This window comes from Ideonella dechloratans, assembly GCF_021049305.1.
Taxonomy (GTDB): Bacteria; Pseudomonadota; Gammaproteobacteria; order Burkholderiales; family Burkholderiaceae_C; genus Ideonella; species Ideonella dechloratans.
Genome location: NZ_CP088082.1, coordinates 405732 through 424424, shown reverse-complemented (window position 1 = coordinate 424424; position 18693 = coordinate 405732). Strand labels below are relative to the sequence as shown.

14 protein-coding genes and 1 riboswitch are annotated in these 18693 nt (G+C 69.8%); of the genes, 7 read left to right on the top strand and 7 right to left on the bottom strand.

The features are described 5' to 3' along the window. Nucleotides 1-6 precede the first annotated feature (6 nt). From LRM40_RS19875 to LRM40_RS19865, 3 genes are all read right to left on the bottom strand, one after another. A complete protein-coding gene (locus LRM40_RS19875; RefSeq protein ID WP_231067868.1) occupies nt 7-813 on the bottom strand; it encodes an energy transducer TonB in 807 nt (268 codons plus the stop codon). A gap of 52 nt (nt 814-865) precedes the next feature. Then, nucleotides 866-2704 (bottom strand): TonB-dependent receptor domain-containing protein, encoded by a 1839-nt coding sequence (locus LRM40_RS19870; protein ID WP_151125635.1) that lies wholly within the window; start codon nt 2702-2704, stop codon nt 866-868. A 139-nt stretch (nt 2705-2843) separates the two neighbouring features. Next, a riboswitch (cobalamin riboswitch) is annotated at nt 2844-3092 on the bottom strand. Nucleotides 3093-3109: 17 nt separating this feature from the next. Continuing rightward, nucleotides 3110-3721: a DUF6198 family protein gene (locus LRM40_RS19865; RefSeq protein ID WP_151125636.1), complete on the bottom strand. Its 612-nt coding sequence runs from the start codon at nt 3719-3721 to the stop codon at nt 3110-3112. Nucleotides 3722-3776: 55 nt separating this feature from the next. Between LRM40_RS19865 and LRM40_RS19860 the strand changes: the two genes are divergently transcribed. Beyond that, complete coding sequence (locus LRM40_RS19860) at nt 3777-4463, top strand: 3'-5' exonuclease (RefSeq protein WP_151125637.1); 687 nt, start codon at nt 3777-3779, stop codon at nt 4461-4463. Nucleotides 4464-4547: 84 nt separating this feature from the next. Further along, nucleotides 4548-5153 carry a DUF2242 domain-containing protein gene (locus tag LRM40_RS19855; protein WP_151125638.1) on the top strand — a complete coding sequence of 202 codons (606 nt, stop codon included), beginning with the start codon at nt 4548-4550 and terminating at the stop codon, nt 5151-5153. Nucleotides 5154-5177: 24 nt separating this feature from the next. Here LRM40_RS19855 and LRM40_RS19850 read toward each other — a convergent pair whose 3' ends face one another. Then, on the bottom strand, nt 5178-5909 hold the full coding sequence (locus tag LRM40_RS19850; RefSeq protein ID WP_170288965.1) for a CPBP family intramembrane glutamic endopeptidase: 732 nt from the start codon (nt 5907-5909) through the stop codon (nt 5178-5180). 210 nt (nt 5910-6119) lie between these two features. On the opposite strand from LRM40_RS19850, the gene LRM40_RS19845 reads away from it, so the two are divergent. Both LRM40_RS19845 and LRM40_RS19840 read left to right on the top strand, forming a co-directional pair. Continuing rightward, the gene (locus tag LRM40_RS19845; protein WP_151125640.1) at nt 6120-8102 is read left to right on the top strand and encodes a methyl-accepting chemotaxis protein; all 1983 of its coding nucleotides are present in this window, start codon (nt 6120-6122) and stop codon (nt 8100-8102) included. A gap of 104 nt (nt 8103-8206) precedes the next feature. Continuing rightward, nucleotides 8207-10204: an amidohydrolase gene (locus LRM40_RS19840; protein WP_211373057.1), complete on the top strand. Its 1998-nt coding sequence runs from the start codon at nt 8207-8209 to the stop codon at nt 10202-10204. Between the two features lie 19 nt (nt 10205-10223). On the opposite strand, the gene LRM40_RS19835 is transcribed toward LRM40_RS19840, so the two are convergent. After that, on the bottom strand, nt 10224-11204 hold the full coding sequence (locus LRM40_RS19835) for a helix-turn-helix transcriptional regulator (RefSeq protein ID WP_151125641.1): 981 nt from the start codon (nt 11202-11204) through the stop codon (nt 10224-10226). A 282-nt stretch (nt 11205-11486) separates the two neighbouring features. Between LRM40_RS19835 and LRM40_RS19830 the strand changes: the two genes are divergently transcribed. Beyond that, nucleotides 11487-12584, top strand: coding sequence for a tartrate dehydrogenase (locus tag LRM40_RS19830; protein WP_151125642.1), 1098 nt, complete (start codon nt 11487-11489; stop codon nt 12582-12584). A 44-nt stretch (nt 12585-12628) separates the two neighbouring features. Here LRM40_RS19830 and LRM40_RS19825 read toward each other — a convergent pair whose 3' ends face one another. Both LRM40_RS19825 and LRM40_RS19820 read right to left on the bottom strand, forming a co-directional pair. After that, nucleotides 12629-13603 carry an amidohydrolase family protein gene (locus LRM40_RS19825; protein ID WP_151125643.1) on the bottom strand — a complete coding sequence of 325 codons (975 nt, stop codon included), beginning with the start codon at nt 13601-13603 and terminating at the stop codon, nt 12629-12631. A 233-nt stretch (nt 13604-13836) separates the two neighbouring features. Then, nucleotides 13837-16092: a helicase-related protein gene (locus LRM40_RS19820; protein ID WP_151125644.1), complete on the bottom strand. Its 2256-nt coding sequence runs from the start codon at nt 16090-16092 to the stop codon at nt 13837-13839. Between the two features lie 194 nt (nt 16093-16286). Between LRM40_RS19820 and LRM40_RS19815 the strand changes: the two genes are divergently transcribed. Further along, nucleotides 16287-16451, top strand: coding sequence for a hypothetical protein (locus LRM40_RS19815; protein WP_170288966.1), 165 nt, complete (start codon nt 16287-16289; stop codon nt 16449-16451). A gap of 44 nt (nt 16452-16495) precedes the next feature. Beyond that, nucleotides 16496-18685, top strand: a complete 2190-nt coding sequence (locus LRM40_RS19810; protein ID WP_151125645.1) for a phosphocholine-specific phospholipase C — start codon at nt 16496-16498, stop codon at nt 18683-18685. The last annotated feature ends 8 nt before the right edge of the window (nt 18686-18693 follow it).

Genomic DNA, 18693 nt, shown 5'->3' with positions numbered 1-18693 from the left:
GGCCGATCAGCGGGTGTCGGCCTGGGCCACCCAGCCCACCGGGGCGTCCAGGCGGAACTGCAGGGCCACGCGCACGGTGCTGGCCACGGCCTGGCCATCCTGGCGGGCCGGCTCGAAGCGCCACAGCCGCACCGCGTCGCGCGCGGCAATGTCCAGCAGCATGACGCCCGAGCGGGCGTCCCAGCGCACCGCGCTCACGCGGCCCTGGGCATCCACCTCCACCGCCAGGCGCACCAGGCCTTCCAGGCCATCCTCGCGGGCGGCTTCCGGGTACGGCGGCAAGGCATTGCCCGGCATGGCGCGGGCGCCATGGTTGGCGCCGCCGGCCGCCGCGAGCGGGGTGGCGGCGCTGGCGGCCTTGGCCACGGCCTGGCCCGGCGTGCCCTCGGCGTGGCTGGCCGGCGCGGGCCCCGAGGATGCAGTGGCCACCACCGGGGACGCCTGGGCCACCCGCGCGATGGCCGGGGGCTGCGCGGCCAGCATCGGCACGGCCGGTGCCGGCGCGACGGGCGCGGACAGCGCGCCCTGCGGTTGGCCGCGGTCTTCGGCCGGTGGCTGGCCCCGTCCCGGGCGCGCGGCCGGCACCGTCGGCGTGGGCACCGACAGCGGCAGGGTGAGCATCACCAGTTGCCCCGAGGGGGCGGCAGGCTCCGAAGCCGACCGGCCGCCCACCCCGGGGCCCCAGATGGCGGCGGCCAGCACGCCGTGCACCAAGGCCACCGCCGCCAGCGCGACCACGCGCCGGCGGCCCGTCCCGGCGGCCAGGTGGGCAGACGGGCGGGTCGGGGGCGGTGGCACGGTCGCGAAGGACATGGTGCGCAGGTGGCGGGCGAGCCGTGGAGCCGGGGCTGGGGCGCTCAGCCGGTCAGAGCGCCGGCGTCCAGCGCAGCGTGACCTGGCCTTCGCGGCCCGGCGCGCTGTAGCCCTGGGCGGTGGTGTAGCGCTTGTCACCCAGGTTGTTCACCCGCGCTTCCAGGCGCCACTCGGGCGTGAAGGCCCAGCTGCCGAAGACGGCCACCAGGCCGTAGGCGCCCATGGCGCTGCCGGCGGACTGGTCGGCCGAATCGTAGCGACGCCCCACCCAGCTGAGGTCGGTGCCGATCTGGGCCGGGCCGGCGTTGTGGGTCAGGTGCAGGCCGCCGTAGACGCGCGCACGGCGGCGCAGCATCTGCTCGGTCTCGTCGTTCTTCGGGTCCTGCCAGGTCAGGTTGGCCTTGAAGCGGGTGTCGCGGTCGATCAGCAGGCCGCCCAGCTTCAGGCTCAGGCCGGTGATGCGGGCCTTGTTGACGTTGGCCGGCAGATAGTCGGGCGGCGCGTAGTCGATCAGGTCGCGGATGTGGTTGTCGAACACCGTGGCGCCCAGCTCCAGGCCAGCCAGCTTGCCGTCCAGGCCCAGCTCATAGCTGTCGGACTTCTCGGGCTTCAGATCGGCATTGCCGAAGCCGGGGTAGTACAGGGTGTTGAAGGTCGGCGCATGGAAGGCACTGCCCCAGGCGGCCCGCAGGCGCCAGTCCTGCGCCAGCTGCCAGCCCCAGCCCAGCTGGGCCGTGGTGTGGTGGCCGAACTGGCTGTTGCGGTCCTCGCGCACATCGGCCTGCAGCGCGTGCTCGCCGATCTGGCCCTTCCAGCCCACCAGGGCGCTGCGCACGGTGCGCTGGTCCACGGTGTAGGCGGTGGTGCTGTCCACGCTCTGCTTGAGCCATTCCAGGCCCACGGTGGCCGTGCCACCGAAGGCGGCCAGGCGGTTGAGCCAGCTGGCCTGGTCTTCGCGGGTGTCGAAAGTGCCGGGGAAGCTGCTGTGGGCGGTGGACTGGTCCAGCGAGCGGGCCACGCTCAGTTCGCTGCGCCAGCTCTGGGCCAGCTGGCCGTTCCAGTGCGCCCCCAGGGTCTGGGTGAGGGAGTCGCTGTAGCTGTCGATGCCGGGACCGTCGTCGAACCGGCCCTTGCTGGCACTGCGCAGCCACTGAACGCCCACCTCGTGGTCGGCGTTGATCTGCTGGGTCAGCCGCAGTTGCCCGCTGCGCTGCAGCAGGCCGTCGCGGTCGGGGTTGTAGTTGTAGGTGTTGTCCGGCGTGGTGGCGTTGATGCCGTCGGTGCTCAGGTAGTTCAAGCCCAGCGAAAGCTGAGTGCCTTCGCCCAGGGCGGCGGCATAGCTGGCCGCGGCCTGGCGCAGATCGTGGCTGCCGGCGGTCAGGGCCACGGAGGCACCCGGCGAGCGCTTGGCGCTCTTGGTGAAGATCTGGATCACGCCGCCGATGGCGTCCGAGCCGTACAGGCTGCTGGAGGGGCCGGGCAGCACCTCGATGCGCTCGATCAGGGCGAGCGGAATCGACTCGAAGGCGGCGGTGCCCAGGGTGGCCGAGCCGATGCGCACACCGTCGACCAGCACCACCGTGTGGTCGCTGTTGGCACCGCGGATGAACACGCTGCTGCTGCTGCCCAGGCCGCCGTTCTGGGTGATCTCCACGCCACCCAAGGTGCGCAGCAGGTCGGTGACGGACCCGGCGCCGGACTGGCGGATGTCCTCGGCGGTGATGACGGTGACCGGCCGCACGGCCTGCGCAGCCGATTCGGGCATGCGGCTGGCGGTGACGACGTAGTCGGTGGTGTCGGTGGCGGGAAGGTTCGTGCCCGAAGTCTGGGCGTGGACGAACACGGGCGCGGACAGCGCCACGGCAAGCGCGACAGGCGTGCGCAGGAACATGAGAGGACTCGCTCGAACAGAGCCGGCAGCCGACGGCGGCGGGCCTGTTCAGCAGGCGGCACACCGGACACGACAGCCATCACGGCCACGCGACGACCGGCTTCCCCGCAGGTCGTCACCCCATGGCGGAGGCACCGAAGCACCCCACCCCCCGTTGGCCGGTATCCGGGCTGGCGGAACGACCCGTGCGGCCTTCCCGAGGGGATCACCCTCAGTGACCGGGAGCACGAGCGGCGGTGCGGGAAGAGGCTCCCCGGACACCACGTCCGCTTACCGTTGCGGGGGCAGCGCAGGTTGGGCGCATCTCGTGGAGACTGGCCTTCCTGCTTCCCGTTTACCCCAGGCCACCAGAAGGAATGGCCCAGGCACCAACAGCGTCGGAGTTTAGCACCGGCCCCTGGGCGGTCAGGTGCCGTTGTAGCGGCCGGGCCGGTGGTTGATGGCGATGAACAGGCCCATCACCACGGCGCCCAGCACCGAATAGCCCAGCTTGGGCGGTGGCAGCACGGCGGCCGCGGTGGCCAGCACGGCCAGGTCCATGCCGATCTGGATCTTGCCGGCCCGCCAGTGGCGCGACTGCTGCAGGTACAGCGAGATGACCGTGGCCCCGCCCAGGCTGGCCCGGTGGCGGGCCAGGAACAGCACCCCCGAGCCCAGCAGCAGCCCGCCCAGGATGGCGGCATAGGCCGGGTGCAAGCGGTCGATGGCGAAGAGCGCCGGCGAGAACTCGGTCATCAGCGACAGCAGCGTGATGGCGCCGAAGGTCTTGAGCGTGAACTCCCGCCCCATGTGCTTCCAGGAGAAGCCGTAGAACGGCAGGTTGATGGCGAAGAACAGCTTGCCGAAGCTGATGCCGGTGAGGTGGCTGAGCACGAAGGCCGCGCCAGCGGTGCCACCGGTGATCATGCCCACCTGGTTGAACAGGATGAGCGCCAGCGAGATGAACAGGGTGCCGGTGAAGATGGCCTGGGCATCCTCGAAGGGCGTGTGGGGGGACGGCGCGGTGAGATCGGACATGCGAAAGCTGAGGCAGGAACCGTGCCCGGGGTCGGGGGCGCGGCACAATCCCGGCATGATCGCCGATTCCGCGGAGAACTCAGTAGAAACCCTAGCCGTCATCGACTTCGAAACCACCGGCATGGGGCCCCAGCAGGGGGCCCGGGCCACCGAGATCGCGGCCGTGCTGCTGCGCGGCGGCCAGGTGGTGGGCCACTACCAGAGCCTGATGCGCTCGGATGTGCGGGTGCCGCCCTTCATCGAGCGCCTGACCGGCATCAGCAACGCGATGCTGGCCCAGGCCCCGCCGGCCGAGCAGGTGATGCGCGAGGTGCTGGACTTCGTCGGCGACTGCCCGCTGGTGGCCCACAACGCCGCCTTCGACCGCGGTTTCTGGCTGGCCGAGGCCGCCCGGGCCGGCCGCCCGCTGGGCGAAGGCCCCGGTTTCGCGTGCACCCTGCTGCTGAGCCGGCGCCTGTTCGACCAGGCGCCCTCGCACCGGCTGAGCGATCTGGCCGGCTGGCTGGGCCTGGCGCGCGACGGCCGGGCCCACCGGGCCCTGTCCGACGCCACCCTCACGGCCCACCTGCTGGCCCGACTGCAGGACGAGGTGGCCCGGCGCTTCGAGGACCGGCTGGACGGCATGCCGGTGGGGCACGCCACGCTGTGCCGACTGCAGCGGGCCCCGCGCCAGCGTCTGGACCAGGCCCTGGGTGTGCCTGCCGCGGTGAGCGTCGGCAAGCTGTCACGGCGCGCCGGATAATCCCGGCCAGATTCCCGGCCGTGTTGCCGCCGCGTTTCTGCCGGGAACCCGCAGGATGGAATCCGAGTCTTTGGGAGCATGAACATGAATCTGCCGCGCGCCAGGTGGCGCCACGCCGGGGTGGGGGCCTGCCTGCTGCTGGCCGTGGTGATCACCGGCTGCAGCACCGAGACCCGCAAGGCGGCCTCGGTCTACCAAAACGAACATTTCAAGGCGGATGAAACCTTTTCTCGGCTGTTCGACGCCGATGCCGCCTCCACCTGCGAGGCCGCCCGCCTGGCCCTGCTGAGCCAGGGCTATGTGATCAACACCGCCAGCAAGGACGTAGTGACCGGCAACAAGCGCTTCCAGCCCGATGGCGAGATGCACGTGGAGATCAACTTCACCATCACCTGCGCCGCCGACCCGCGCGAGCCCAAGCTCTCCACCGCCTTCGTCAATGCGGTGCAGGAGCGCTACGCCCTGAAGAAGGCCTCGACCTCGGCCAGCGTGGGCCTGCCGGTGGGCTCCTTCTCCATCCCGCTGTCCTCGTCGGACGACTCCCTGGTGCGGGTGGGCAGCGAGACCATTCCCGCCGGCAGCTTCTACGACCGCTTCTTCGCGCTGGTGCAGCGCTACGTGCGTGAGCAGGCCTGCGGGGACGGCAGCGACAGCGCCCGCTGCGGCGACACCGCCACCCAGGGCAAGTGAGCCGCCGCCGGCCTTGCTGCCCCTTCAGCGCGGGGCTTGTGCGCTGGACTGTGCGAGGCAGTTGGCGGGCCGTCGGGCCAGGCTGAGCCAGAGCATCAGCAGGATCCAGCCGCGTGAGGCCATGCCCACGGCGCCGGCCTCGGGTCCGTAGGCCCCGCCGCTGAGCCAAGCCGCTCCCACGGGCTGGATGCTGAAAAGTCCCCCGGCGACCAGGCCGCTGACGGGAAAGCCGAACACCGGCCCCTGCACGAAATTCCAGGCGAAATGCAGGCCCAGGGACATCCAGATGCGACCAGTGGCCACGAAGGCCACGCCGTAGATGACCCCGCCCAGCGTGTTGCCCAGCACGGACAGCGCGCTGGCAGAGGGGTTGCTCAGGTGGATGCAGCCGAAAGCCACCGCGCTGATCAGCACCGCCTGGCTCCGGTGCCACCGCTGCCCCTGCAGGACAAGCACCAGGCCCCCCAGCAGGAGGCTGCGCATGATGACTTCTTCCTTCAGAACGGCCAATGCCATCCACAGGGCCCGGGGCAGCAACCCCCGCCCACCGGGAGCCGGCAGACTCTGAACCATCCCGGTCCAGACCTCGATGCCGTAAACCCCCGCCATGGCCGACCCGGTGATGAGCAGGCCCATCAGCAGATCACGGGCCGCCTGCCGATCCCAGCCCAGCCCCAAACACCGCGACCAGGACCAGCCGGCCCGCCTGTGGCTGCGAACACCCCAGCCGCCCAGGCCGAAGGCAACCAGCAACATCAATATTTCAATCCCAAACGCCCACGTCATGTCTTGCCTTCTCCCGTCGGTCAACTGCATCGTGCCGGTCAACGGGGCGCAGGGTACCCGAGCAGGACAGTTGCATGCTCACCAAAGCGGGATCTGGGCAACATCCACCCCGCATTTCGCCGGCTCACCTCAGATCGACCTGCCGAGAATTCAGGCATTCCTGACCAACCTCGGCCCACCATGTCCCTGCCTGCCTCGCATGGCGCGCCCCAGCGCGCGCTCGACTCCGGTTTCGGTGAGTTCTTCCGCTATCACGGGTGGTTGGCGCCCGGCATTCGACTGTTCCGGCGGCTGAGCTTTCCGGGCAAGGCGGCCTGGGTGTCGGTGGCCTTCATGATTCCGCTGGTGGTGCTGATGACCTACCTCTGGCGTGACACGCAAAACCAGGTCCACGCCACCCGGATGGAGCAGGACGGCCTGCAATACGTCCGCACAGCCCTGGATCTGATGCGCAACGCCCAGGCCCGCCGCCTGGCGGCCGTGGAACAGGCGCCGGACCTGGCGCAGCTGCAGCAGCAGGTGCAGGGCAGCTTCGACAAGCTGGAAGCCGCACAGCGCCAATACGGCGAGAGCTTCAGGACGGCAGAGAGCTTCGAGAAGTTGCGTGGCCTGCACGGCCCGCTGCAGAGCCAGCCCGTAGCCGGCAGCCCGGACGAGACCTTCGAACGGCAGGATGCCTATGTGGCGGCCCTGCTGACCCTGGTGCGCGAGATCACCGACGGCTCCGGCCTGATCCTCGACCCCGAAGGGGACACCTACCACATGGTCGCGTTCTCGCTGGTGCGTGGGCCCAGGCAGTACGAGAACACCGCACGCCTGCTGGCCCTGGGGCATCTGGTGCTGTCCAGCCAGCAGATGACACCCGAGCGGCGCACCCGCATCGACGAGTGGCAGACCATGCAGCAGTACCTCGACGACGACGTCGAGAACGAATACACCGAGGGCATCGAGGCCTTCCCGGAGACGGCGGCCCAGTTCGACATGAAAGGCACCGACGCCGCGTCGAATGCCTTCCGTACGGCCATCGGCACCCAGCTGATGGGCAGCCAGCTCAGCGGCACGGCCACCGAATTCCGGCAGGTCGGCCAGGCCGCCGTGGACAAGCAGGCCGCCCTGTGTGCGGCCGTGACCCAGCGCCTGGAGGAGCGGCTGCAGGCCCGCATCGACCGCCTGTGGCACACCTTCTATCTGGAGCTGGGCATGAGCCTGCTGTGCCTGGCCATCGCCGGCTACCTGCTGCTGGCCTTCTACCGGGTGATGATGGGCGGCCTGCGCGAGGTGTCGGAACACCTGCGCCAGATCACCCAGGGCAACCTGACCACCGCCCCCACCCCCTGGGGCAAGGACGAGGCCGCCCAACTGATGACCACGCTGGGCGAGATGCAGACCAGCCTGCGGCGCATCGTCGCCACCGTGCTGCAGGGCTCGGCCACGGTGCAGACCGCCTCGCGCGAGATCGCCTCGGCGTCCCAGGACCTGTCCCAGCGTACCGAGCAGAACGCGGCCAACCTGCAGGAAACCGCGGCCAGCATGGCCCAGATTGCCGAGTCGGTGAAGAGCGCCGCACAGCATGTGCACACGGCCGCCAGCAGCGCCAGCGCCAACGCCGAGGCCGCCCAGCGTGGCGGCGAGGCGATCAGCGAGGTGGTGCGCACCATGGAGGACATTCAGACCGCCTCGTCCAAGATCGGCGAGATCATCGGCGTGATCGACGGCATCGCCTTTCAGACCAACATCCTGGCCTTGAACGCGGCGGTGGAAGCCGCCCGCGCCGGCGAGCAAGGCCGCGGCTTCGCGGTGGTGGCCTCCGAGGTGCGCGCCCTGGCCGGCCGCTCCGCCACCGCCGCCCGCGAGATCAAGAGCCTGATCCAGAGCAGCATCGAGAAGGTGGAGAGCGGTACCCAGGTGGTCACGCGCGCCGGCGAGATCATGCAGGATGTGGTCAGCAACGCCGGCCAGGCCAGCGGCCTGATGGGCACGCTGGCCGACTCGGCACGCAGCCAGTCGCGCAGCATCGGCGAGGTGGAATCGGCCGTGCAGGCCCTGGACAGCGCCACGCAGCAGAACGCCGCGCTGGTGGAGCAGACCACCTCGGCCGCCACCGCCCTGGCCGACTCGGCCCACCAGCTCAGCCAGGAAGTGTCCTTCTTCAAGCTGGCCTGAAGGCCTCCCCGTTTGCCCCACCCCTTCCGCATCTGCGGAGGGGGCAAACGCCCTGACCCGGACTACCTTGACGGCCAACCTTGTTGCCGTTGACGGAGTCCGCCATGTCAGACCAACCCACCTCGTTCACCCGCCGCCGCAGCATGGGCGCCGCCTTCGTGGCCCTGCTGGCCCCCACCGAATTGCTGGTGGGCTGCAGCGGCGACAGCAGCGATCCCGCGCCGGCCGACACCGTGCTGCGCAACGGCTATGTCTACACCGTGGACGAGCACGACGCCGTGCAGCAGGCCGTGGCCGTGCGCGACGGCCTGATCGTCCATGTGGGCAGCAACAGCAGCGCGGCCGCCTACATCGGCCCCAACACCCAGGTCATCGACCTGGCCGGGCGCATGCTGATGCCCGGCTTTGTCGATGCCCACATGCACCCCCTGGCCGGTGGCCGCGCCCTGCTCCAGGCCAACCTGAACTACGCCCCGCTGACCCGCGCCCAGATGCAGACCCTCATCCAGGGCTTTCTGGACAGCACGGCCGACCAGGAGCCCGACACCTGGCTGGAAGTGGTCAACTGGGATCGCCAGAGCACCCAATCGCTGGACACGGACCCGACCAAGGAGACGCTGGATGCGCTGCACACCAGCCGCCCCATCCTCGTGCGCTCGTCCGATTTCCACACGGTGCTGACCAACAGCCGCGGCCTGGCCCTGGCCGGCGTCACCCGTGACACGCCCGACCCCACGGGCGGCAGCTTTGACCGCGACGCCGACGGCAACCCCACCGGCATCTGCGAGGACGCCGCCGGCTGGGCCGTGTCGGCCGTCATTCCGCCCGACACCGAAGCCGATCAGCTCAACCAGGCCCGCGCCGCGCTGGCCCAGATGCGCAGGTCGGGGATCACCACCTTCATGGACGCCTCGGCAGGTGATGCCCAGGGTTCGGCCTTCACCGCGCTACAGAAGTCCGGCGAGCTGACCGCCCGCGCCTTCTTCGCCATCCAGATCGCACCCGAAGACGCCGCCACCGACCCCGCCGCGGCCGTGGCGGCAGCCGCGACGCTGGCCAACACCTATGACCAGGGCGAACCGCAGGTCACCCCCGGCATCCGCTTCCGCCACCTCAAGCTGTTCGGCGACGGTGTCGTCAACGCCCCCGCCGACACCGGCGGCCTGCTCACTCCCTACTTCACCAACGCGGGCACGGATGCTGCCCCCAACTGGGTGCCAGGCACCAACACCGGGGCCGACTACTTCCCGCCCTCGGTGCTCAACCCGCTGATGGCCGCCATCGCCAGCAGTGGCTTCGACCCCCACGTGCACGCCACCGGCGAGCGCACCGTGCGCCAGGTGCTGGACGCCGTGGCCTACGCCCGCACGCAGGTGTCCAGCACCACCTTCCGCCCGGTCATCGCCCACAACGAAACCGTGGCCGTGGCGGACTACCCCCGCTACGCCCAGTTGGACGTGATGGCCAGCTTCGCCTTCCAATGGGCCCAGCAGGCGGGCTATTCGGTCGGAGACACCCAGTACCACCTGGGCGAGGACCGCTTCCAGCGCATGGAGCCCTTCGGCAGCGTGCGCAACGCCGGCGCCCGGGTGGGCTTCGGCAGCGACTGGCCGATCGACCCCATGGACGAGTTCCTGGCCCTCAAGTGCGCCGTCACCCGTTCCGGCGACCCGCAAAACCCCAACAGCGCCGCCTACACCAACCCCAACTACACAGGCCCCATCAACAGCGACCCGGCCCTGAGCCGCGCCGACACGCTGCGCGCCATCACCCTGAACTCGGCCTGGCAGCTGCGCATGGAGCAGAACATCGGCTCGATCGAAGTGGGCAAGTACGCCGACCTCATCGTCCTGGAGAACAACTTCATGCAGGCCAGTGACGAGGCCCTGGGCCGCAACTCGGTGCTGCTGACCATGGTGGGCGGCAACGTGGTGATGGGCACGGGAGACTACGCCACCCTCGGCTCTGCCCTCAACGCCAAGGTCAGTACCGCCCAGGCCAGCCGCGCCCGGCAGATCGAGCAGTCCCTCAACTGGGGGGCCTACAACCCCTACGCCTGCCAGTGCGGCATGCGCCACAACGTCCTGCCGCGGCAGGCCTGATCGACCACCCACTGGCCCACTAACTGGCCGCGCCCCCATCGAGCGCGGCCAGACGGTGGATCAGCGCGACCCGGTTGTCCACGCCCAGGCGCTGGTAGGCATCGCGCAGGTAGGTGCGCACGGTGGCCGGGCTCAGGCCCAGTTCCAGCGCAATGGCCTTGTGCGACTGGCCCTGGGCAAAGCGCCAGGCCACCGCCAGTTCCCGCGGCGGCAGCGGGCCCGCAGTGGCCGGCCCGAGCGACAGCGCCAGCAGCCCGCCCTGACGCTGCACCCGCAGGGCCTCGCGCGCGCCCAGGGGCAGCAGCCGGGGCGCCGGCCCGTTGTCCAGCCACTCGCCCGGCAACACCTCGCCTTGCCAGTTGTTCAGATGCCGGGCCAGGGTCTGGGCCACCGAACGGCCCAGGTAGATCAGCCGGCCTTGGGCATCGCACAGGGCGCGCTGGTCCCCTTCCCCGGCCTGGGACAGGCCCAGCGACTCCCAGACCCGCTGCTGCCACAGCTGCATCAGGTGCTGGCAGAACTCGCCGAAGACCATGGCCTCCAACTCGCTGAAGGCCCGCTCGCTCTCGCCCCGGTAGACCGAAACGAAGAAGCGGAAGCCGCTGGCCGGCAGGTCCATCGAGATGGCCATGGCGTGGAAGATGTCGTGCCGCCGCGAGAAGGACTCCAGCGCATCGCCGGCCGAGCGGTGGCCGCTGGAGCGGCAGACCTGGCCCAGGTGGCGCAGCGACTGCCGGGCGAAACGGTCGGCCTGGCCGACCTCGTTCCACTCCGCCCCGAAGGACAGGGCCAGGTGCAGGCTGCCATGCAGCCAGTTGGTGGGCGGGGCCTCATCGGCGCCCGAGGAGCATTGGCCCCACCAGGCGCGCGAAAACGGCACCAGTTCACCCAGCGGTGCCAGTGCCTGGGCCAGCCAACGGGCCGACATCGGCTCGCGCGCCTGGCGCTGCAAGGCCATCACCTGCCGGCTGAAGGCCTGCACCCACTGCCCGGCCAACACGCCGGGCCGCGTCCCGCCGCCTGTCGCGGCACTGCCAATCACCACCACCGTCTGCGTCCCTGCCCCCTCCCCAGGGAGCCTTTTGCGGACAACAGGCTAGCAAGTTGCGGACCGATGACCAGCGCCAACAAACCCTGAGGTGCCGGTGCAGGTCCCCGGCGGGGAATACTTCAGCGTTCACGAAGCATGTTCACGGCAATCACGGTGCGTGAGGATCGTGCGTTCTGGCGCTGCCGATAAGCTGCACAGCCCGTGTCCCACCCTTGTTCAGGAGTTGCAGAAATGACCCATCGGATTGCCGTGATCGCCGGCGACGGCATCGGCCAGGAAGTGATGCCCGAAGGCCTGCGCGTGCTGCAGGCTGCCGCCCGGCGCTTCGGCCTGGACCTGGCCTTCACCACCTTCGACTGGGCCCACTGCGACCACTACCTGCAGCACGGCACGATGATGCCCGCCGACTGGTTCGAGCAGCTGCGTGACTTCGACGCCATCTACTTCGGCGCCGTGGGCTGGCCCGCCAAGGTGCCGGACCACATCTCGCTGTGGGGTTCGCTGCTGCAGTTCCGCCGCCGGTTCGACCAGTACGCCAATGTGCGGCCGGTGCGGCTGATGCCCGGTGTGCCCTGCCCGCTGGCGGGCAAGCGCGTGGGCGACATCGACTTCCTGGTCGTGCGCGAGAACACCGAGGGCGAATACTCGTCGGTGGGCGGTCGCATGTTCGAGGGCACCGAGCGCGAGACGGTGCTGCAGGAATCGGTCTTCACCCGCCAGGGCACCGACCGCATCCTGCGCTATGCCTTCGAGCTGGCCCAGGCCCGGCCCAAGAAGCACCTGACATCGGCCACCAAGTCCAATGGCATCGCCATCAGCATGCCCTACTGGGACGAGCGGGTGGAGGCCATGGCGCAGGCGTATCCCGAGGTCCGCTGGGACAAGTACCACGTCGATATTCTGGCCGCGCGCTTCGTGCTCAGCCCCGAGCGCTTCGACGTGGTGGTGGCCTCCAACCTGTTCGGCGACATCCTGTCGGACCTGGGACCGGCCTGCACCGGCACCATCGGCATCGCCCCGTCGGCCAACCTGAATCCGGAGCGGCGCTTTCCCTCGCTGTTCGAGCCGGTGCACGGCTCGGCGCCGGACATCTTCGGCCAGGGCATCGCCAACCCGATCGGCATGATCTGGTCGGGCGCGATGATGCTGCAGTTCCTCGGCCAGGGCGACACGGCGGACTCCGCGGCCTGCCGGGCCGCCCACGACGCCATCGTTCAGGCCATCGAGGCCGTGCTGGTGAGCGGCCCCAAGACACCCGACCTGGGCGGCAGCGCCGGCACGGCGGCGGTGGGCGAAGCGATCGCGACAACGCTGTTGCAGGCGGCCTGAGGCAGTCCTGGCGCCCCCAGCGTCACCCGGGGCGCCTGCGCCGATCAGATCTCTTCGTTGAACAACAGCTTCCAGGCTGCCTTGTAGGCCACGATCTCCCGCGCCGAGGGAGGCAGACTGTCCAAGACAGCCCGTTGCACGGCCACCTTGCGCGGGAAAGCCTTCATGATGAACGGGTTGAGATCGAGCGCGACCATGAACCGCCATGGGTGATCGGCGATCAAGGTCGCCCATTCGGGTTTGAGCTTGCCAGTCGAGCGATCCCAGTATCTTCCGGCGTATTCCCCGCTGCCGGGGTAGACGTGATCCGGAGGACCGGAAAAGAGATCGAAGTAGAGATTGGGGTGGGCCTCGATCAGTTTGCGCACGTAGTCCGGACCGTAGACCGTGTTGCGGCTCTGGTAGCGCATCTGGGCCAGATGGCACCAGATCACCTTGGCCTTGGGGTACTGCGTGAGCATCTTCTCCAGCGGCGCCAGGGTCTGGTCCTCGATCTCGTGATGGATCTGGAACGAGATGCCGCTTTCGGCCGAGAAGCGAAAGAGCTCATGCCCTGCGGGACCATCGATTGGCAGATCCTCGTCGCGTTCCCTGTGCCCGCGCTGAATCTGGTCCGGCGAAGGATAGTGCCGGAACTCGTATTCCCCCATCAGGGGATAGCCGTCGCTGCGCGTGTGTTCGCGCGACGCCCTGGCGAACTCCACCGGATCCCTCTTCCAGTCCGGCGGCAGCCCGCCGTTGCCGGCGGGGATGTAGCGCCAGGGATCCGCCGCCACCGCATGGCGCGCGGCGTCGTTCCAGCCGCGTCCCTGAGGGACTGCGGAAAATGCGATGAGCGCCACGCCCTCGCCGTCCATTTGACGCGCAAAGACCTGGATGTCGAGGTCGTCCCCCAGGTTGGACTCGACGTCGATGAGGGGAAGGACGCCTGTTGCCCGCATCGCCTCGATGCGCCGCCTCCAATGCATCTTCAGCGTGGCGAGGTCGAACGGCACGGCCGCCGGGGCGACGTCGGTCATGCGAGAGGCGCTCGGTATCGGGCTGACATCGGAGGCGCCCACCAAGCAAGGGAGACTCAGGCCGAGGAGGATCGCCAGGCCACGGATCGCGTGTGTCTTCAATGTCTCTCCCCTTGCGAACCCCAAGCGTTTGAGCCCCCGCCGATCATCGTCTGAGCCAGGCCTCCTGGGAACCGGGGGGCGTTTGGGCGTGCAGTTCGGTCGCAATCTGCGTGACCTCATGGGCGCGCTGGTTAACGCCGCGCCCGGCCCCGCTGGCGCATCTGCCACAGCGGCTTCTTGCCCTTGAGCTGGCGCTCGATGCCGTCGTTCAGGCGGCTGCGCAGGCCCACCACCTCGTCCACCTGGCCGTAGATGCCGGGAAAGCGCAGGTCCAGCCACAGCCACAGCGTGCAGGTGCGCAGGGCCTGCTCCATGCGGTCCAGGCGGCTGTGCTCGTCCACCTCGTCCAGCACGCCGGGGCGGCTCACGCTGCCCTTCTGCGCATGTTCCCAGGCCCAGCCCAGGAAGTCCTGCACCAGGGTCTCGGTGCGCGCGTCCACCGGCGCCTGGGCGTAGACGAAGCGGTCGCGCAGGCTCAGGCTGGCGGCGTTGCGGTCCAGTTCGCCGGCCAGGTCCAGCATCTGCTCCAGCTCGGCCACCTGGAAGTGGGCGTTGTCCAGGCGCAGCTGGTCCATGAAGACGTTGAGCACCTCCTGCAGGCGCTGCTTGCCCAGGCGCTGGGCGATGGTGCTGACATGCCACCAGTTGGGCGCCACCGGCGCCTTGAAGTTGCGCGGCGCGCGCGGGGTGCGCGGCAGCAGTTCCTTCAGGGCCCGGGCCGCGCCGGGCTCGGCCTCGTGCAGCACGCCGGTGAAGCCCTCTTCGTGCAGACCGAAGCGGCCGGCCCGGCCGGCGATCTGGTGCACCTCGGACTCGCTCAGCGGCCGGTCGCCCACGCCGTCGAACTTGGTCATGGTGGAGAACAGCACCCGCCGGATCGGCAGGTTCAGGCCCATGCCGATGGCGTCGGTGGCCACCAGGATGTGCGACTCGCCGGTGGCGAAGCGCTCGGCCTCGCGCCGGCGCACCTCGGGCGGCAGCGCGCCATAGACGACCGACACCGGGTGGCCCACCGCGGCGATCTGGTCGCGCAGCATCAGCACCTCGCGGCGGCTGAAGGCCACCACCGCGTCGCCCTTCTTCAGCGCATTGATGGGCACCGGCGACTTCAGCAGCTCCACATGCTGCTTGCGCACGAACTTGCGCACCACCGGGCTTTCGCCGCAGAGGTTGAGCAGGCTCTCGATGGCCGGCACCGCGTATTCGGAGCAGATGATCACCAGCTCGCGCGCGGGCACCGCCACGATGGCCTGGGTCCAGGCCCAGCCGCGCGAGTTATCGAACAGCATCTGGGCCTCGTCGATCACCGCCACGTCGATCGGGTCGCGCGTGTTGACCATCTCGATGGTGGACGACACCACGCGGGCGCCGTCGGCCGGCACGTTCTCCTCGCCGGTCAGCAGCGAGCAGGGCACGCCCTTGGCCACCAGGCGGTCACGCCCTTCCAGCGCCAGCAGACGCAGCGGCGCCAGGTAGGCGCCGTCCAGGGCCTGGGACAGGCGCTCGAAGGCGGCGTGGGTCTTGCCGCTGTTGGGCGGGCCGACGAAGAGGGTGACCTGGCGCTTCAACTGCCGGGCGATCGGAAAGCTGTCCGGGTAGCCCTGGAAGGCCAGCTCGTGGTTCAGGCTGGAAAGCGTCTGCTGCTCGTTGACCTGGCGTTCCCAGCGGTCCTGGGCGCGGGTGCAGGCGGCCTTCAGCTCGGCCAGGCTCTGCGGGCGCAGGCATTCGGCCTGCAGGCGCGGCAGCAACGAGTCCATCGCCTTCTCGTCGCACCAGGCACTGCGCTCGGCCAGCGCGTCCAGGTGGGCCGCCAGCTCGGCGGCATCGGGCCAGCGCGGCTGCTCGGCCAGCGCGCCCAGCAGGGCCCGCTTGTCGCCGTGGCGGAAGAAGGCCCAGACCGGTTCGGCCGGGATGGGGGCCCGGAAGCCCACATCCAGCCCCTTGCCCTGCCAGGCCGCGTGGCGCACCGGCAGTGGCTGGCGGAACAGGCGCTCCCAGCCGTCGCCCGGCCCGTCCTGGGTGGCGCGGGTGATGCCCAGGGCCTCCAGCGTGGCGGCCCGCTCGATCATGATGGCCCGCGTCTCGCGGCCCACGCCCACCTCGTCCAGGTGTCGCAACGCGCTGTCGATCAGGCTGGGCGAGATCCAGCGGCTGGGCCGCTGATGCGGCACCGCCTTCTGCAGCAGGATCAAGCCCAGGCCGTCCAGGTGCTGCTCCAGGTTCGGGCTGTCCTCGGGGATGAAGTCCGCCGGCTTGACCACCTGCGGCAGGTTGTACGCCCCCTGGCGCACCCGCTCCAGCAGCTCCGGCGTGATGTGGGCCGGCACCCGGCTGGCATGGCGGGGCTGGGGGAGCTTGAAGGCGGGAGCGGCGGCTTGGTCAGTCATGGACGCAGGAATGAAGGGCACAGGGGATTGTCCGCGTTTCGGCGCACCCGGCAACGCAGACCTGCACGACGGACCCCGGAGGCCCCACCCATCGAAATGCACAGAGTCACACAAATGCAAATAAGCACACATAGCATGACCTGCATCCCGGCACCCGACCGGGCCCTCCTCCATCCCCTGAGATTCCCCACACCATGAACCACCTCACTTCCGACGGCGTCCGCACGCCCCGCCGGCTCGGCCTGCGCGCCTGCCTGGCGCTGTGTCTGGGTCTGAGCCTGGCCCTGGCCGGCTGCGGCGGCAGCAACAGCGACAAGGGCTCCGAAGGCCAGGCCCGCAACCTGCGCTGCGCGCCCTGAACCCCTCACGCCCGCCCCGTCCACGCCGTTTCCGGACCCTCTCCATGACCCAATCCCGTCGCCACTTCCTCCGCTCGCTGGCGGGCACCGCTGGTGCCGCCACCGCCTTCTCCGCCTTCCCTCCCGCCATCCAGCGCGCCCTGGCCATCCCGGCCAACCAGCGCACCGGCACCATCCAGGACGTCGAGCACATCGTCGTGCTGATGCAGGAGAACCGCTCCTTCGACCACTACTTCGGTGGCCTCAACGGCGTGCGCGGCTTCGCCGACCCCTTCCCCATCCCCGTGCCCGACAGCGGCGACATCGTCGGCAAGACGGTCTGGTCGCAGCCCAACGCCAGTGCCTCGGCCGCGCCCTCGGTCATCGCCCCGTTCCACATCAACACGGTGCAGACCTTCGAGTACATGCGGGTGAGCGGCACGCCGCACAGCTGGTCCGATGCCCAGCGGGCCTGGGACCACGGCCGCATGAGCCAGTGGACCACCTTCAAGAACAACCATTCGATGGCCTACTTCGGCGCGAATGACATGCCCTTCCAGTACGCGCTGGCCAACGCGTTCACGATCTGCGACGCCTACCACTGCGCCTCGCAGACCGGCACCAACACCAACCGCCTGTTCCAGTGGACCGGCACCAACGACGGCCTGGGCCAGGGCAACGGCCCGGCCACCTACAACGACTACGACTGGTTCGATGCCGACAACGGCGATGGTGGCTACACCTGGACCACCTATCCCGAACGTCTCGAAGCCGCCGGCATCAGCTGGCAGGTCTACGAGAACATGGACGACAACTTCACCGACAACCCGCTGGCGGGCTTCCACAGCTTCCGCGACGCCTGGTTCCAGCGTCCGGGCTATTCGGAGGCGCTGCGCCAGCGCGGTGTCAGCACCCGCGACCTGGACAAGCTCAAGGAAGACGTTCTGAACGGCACCCTGCCCCAGGTCAGCTTCATCATCGCCACCGCCGAAGGCTCGGAACACCCCGGCCCCTCCAGCCCCGCCCAGGGCGCGGAATACACCGCCCAGGTGCTGGATGCGCTGACGTCCAACCCGGACGTCTGGAGCCGGACCGTGCTGTTCCTGAACTTCGACGAGAACGACGGCTTCTTCGACCACGTGCCGCCGCCGGCCCCGCCCTCCTACGTGAGCTGGAACGCCGATCCGGCCCAGGCCGTGCTGGCCGGCGCCAGCACCGTGGACACCACGGCCGAGTACCACGAGATCCTGGTCAGCTACCACGACACGCCCAGCGAAGCCGAGCTGCTGCACCGGCCCTACGGCCTGGGCCCGCGCGTGCCGATGTACGTCATCTCGCCGTGGAGCAAGGGCGGCTGGGTCAACTCCCAGGTGTTCGACCACACCTCGGTGCTGCAGTTCATCGAAAAGCGCTTCGGCGTGAAGGAGACCAACATCTCCGCCTGGCGCCGCGCGGTCTGCGGCGACCTCACCACCGCCTTCAATTTCGCCAGCCCCAACGACGACAGCTTCCTGTCCGGGCTGCCGGACACCAGCGCGCTGGCGGCCAAGGCGCGCGCCCTGCCGGGCCGCACCACCCCGCTGCCGCCCAGCGACGCCCAGATGCCCCAGCAGGCCCAGGGCGTGCGCCCCTCGCGGGCCCTGCCCTACGAGCTGCACACCCACGCCACGGTGGCGCCGGCCGACCAGCAGGTGACCCTGGACTTCGCCAACACCGGCAGCGCCGCCGCCGTGTTCCACGTCTACGACCGCCTGCACCTGGATGCCCAGCCCCGCCGCTACACGGTGGAAGCGGGCAAGCAGCTCCGGGGCGTGTGGTCACTGGCCGCCGACCAGGGGGCCTACGACCTGTGGGTGCTGGGCCCCAACGGCTACCACCGCCACTTCACCGGCAACGCCGCCGCGATCGCCAGCGCCAGCCAGCCCAACCCGGAGCTCAAGACCTGCTACGACGTGGCCAATGGCGACCTGCAGCTGAGCTTGCACAACACCGGCACGGCGGCCTGCACCTTCCAGATCACCGCCAACGCCTACCTGAGCACCAGCGCCAAGAAGCGCACGGTGCAGCCGGGCGCGACCGAGACCTTCATCTGGGGCCTGAAGGACAGCGGTCACTGGTACGACTTCAGCGTCACCGTGGAGGGGCTGGCCGGCTACAGCCGGCGCGTGGCCGGCCGTGTCGAGACCGGCCGCGACTCGGTCAGCGACCCGGCCATGCACGGCACGGCCGTGGCCGACCAGCTGAAGCTGGGCTGAGGCTCGCC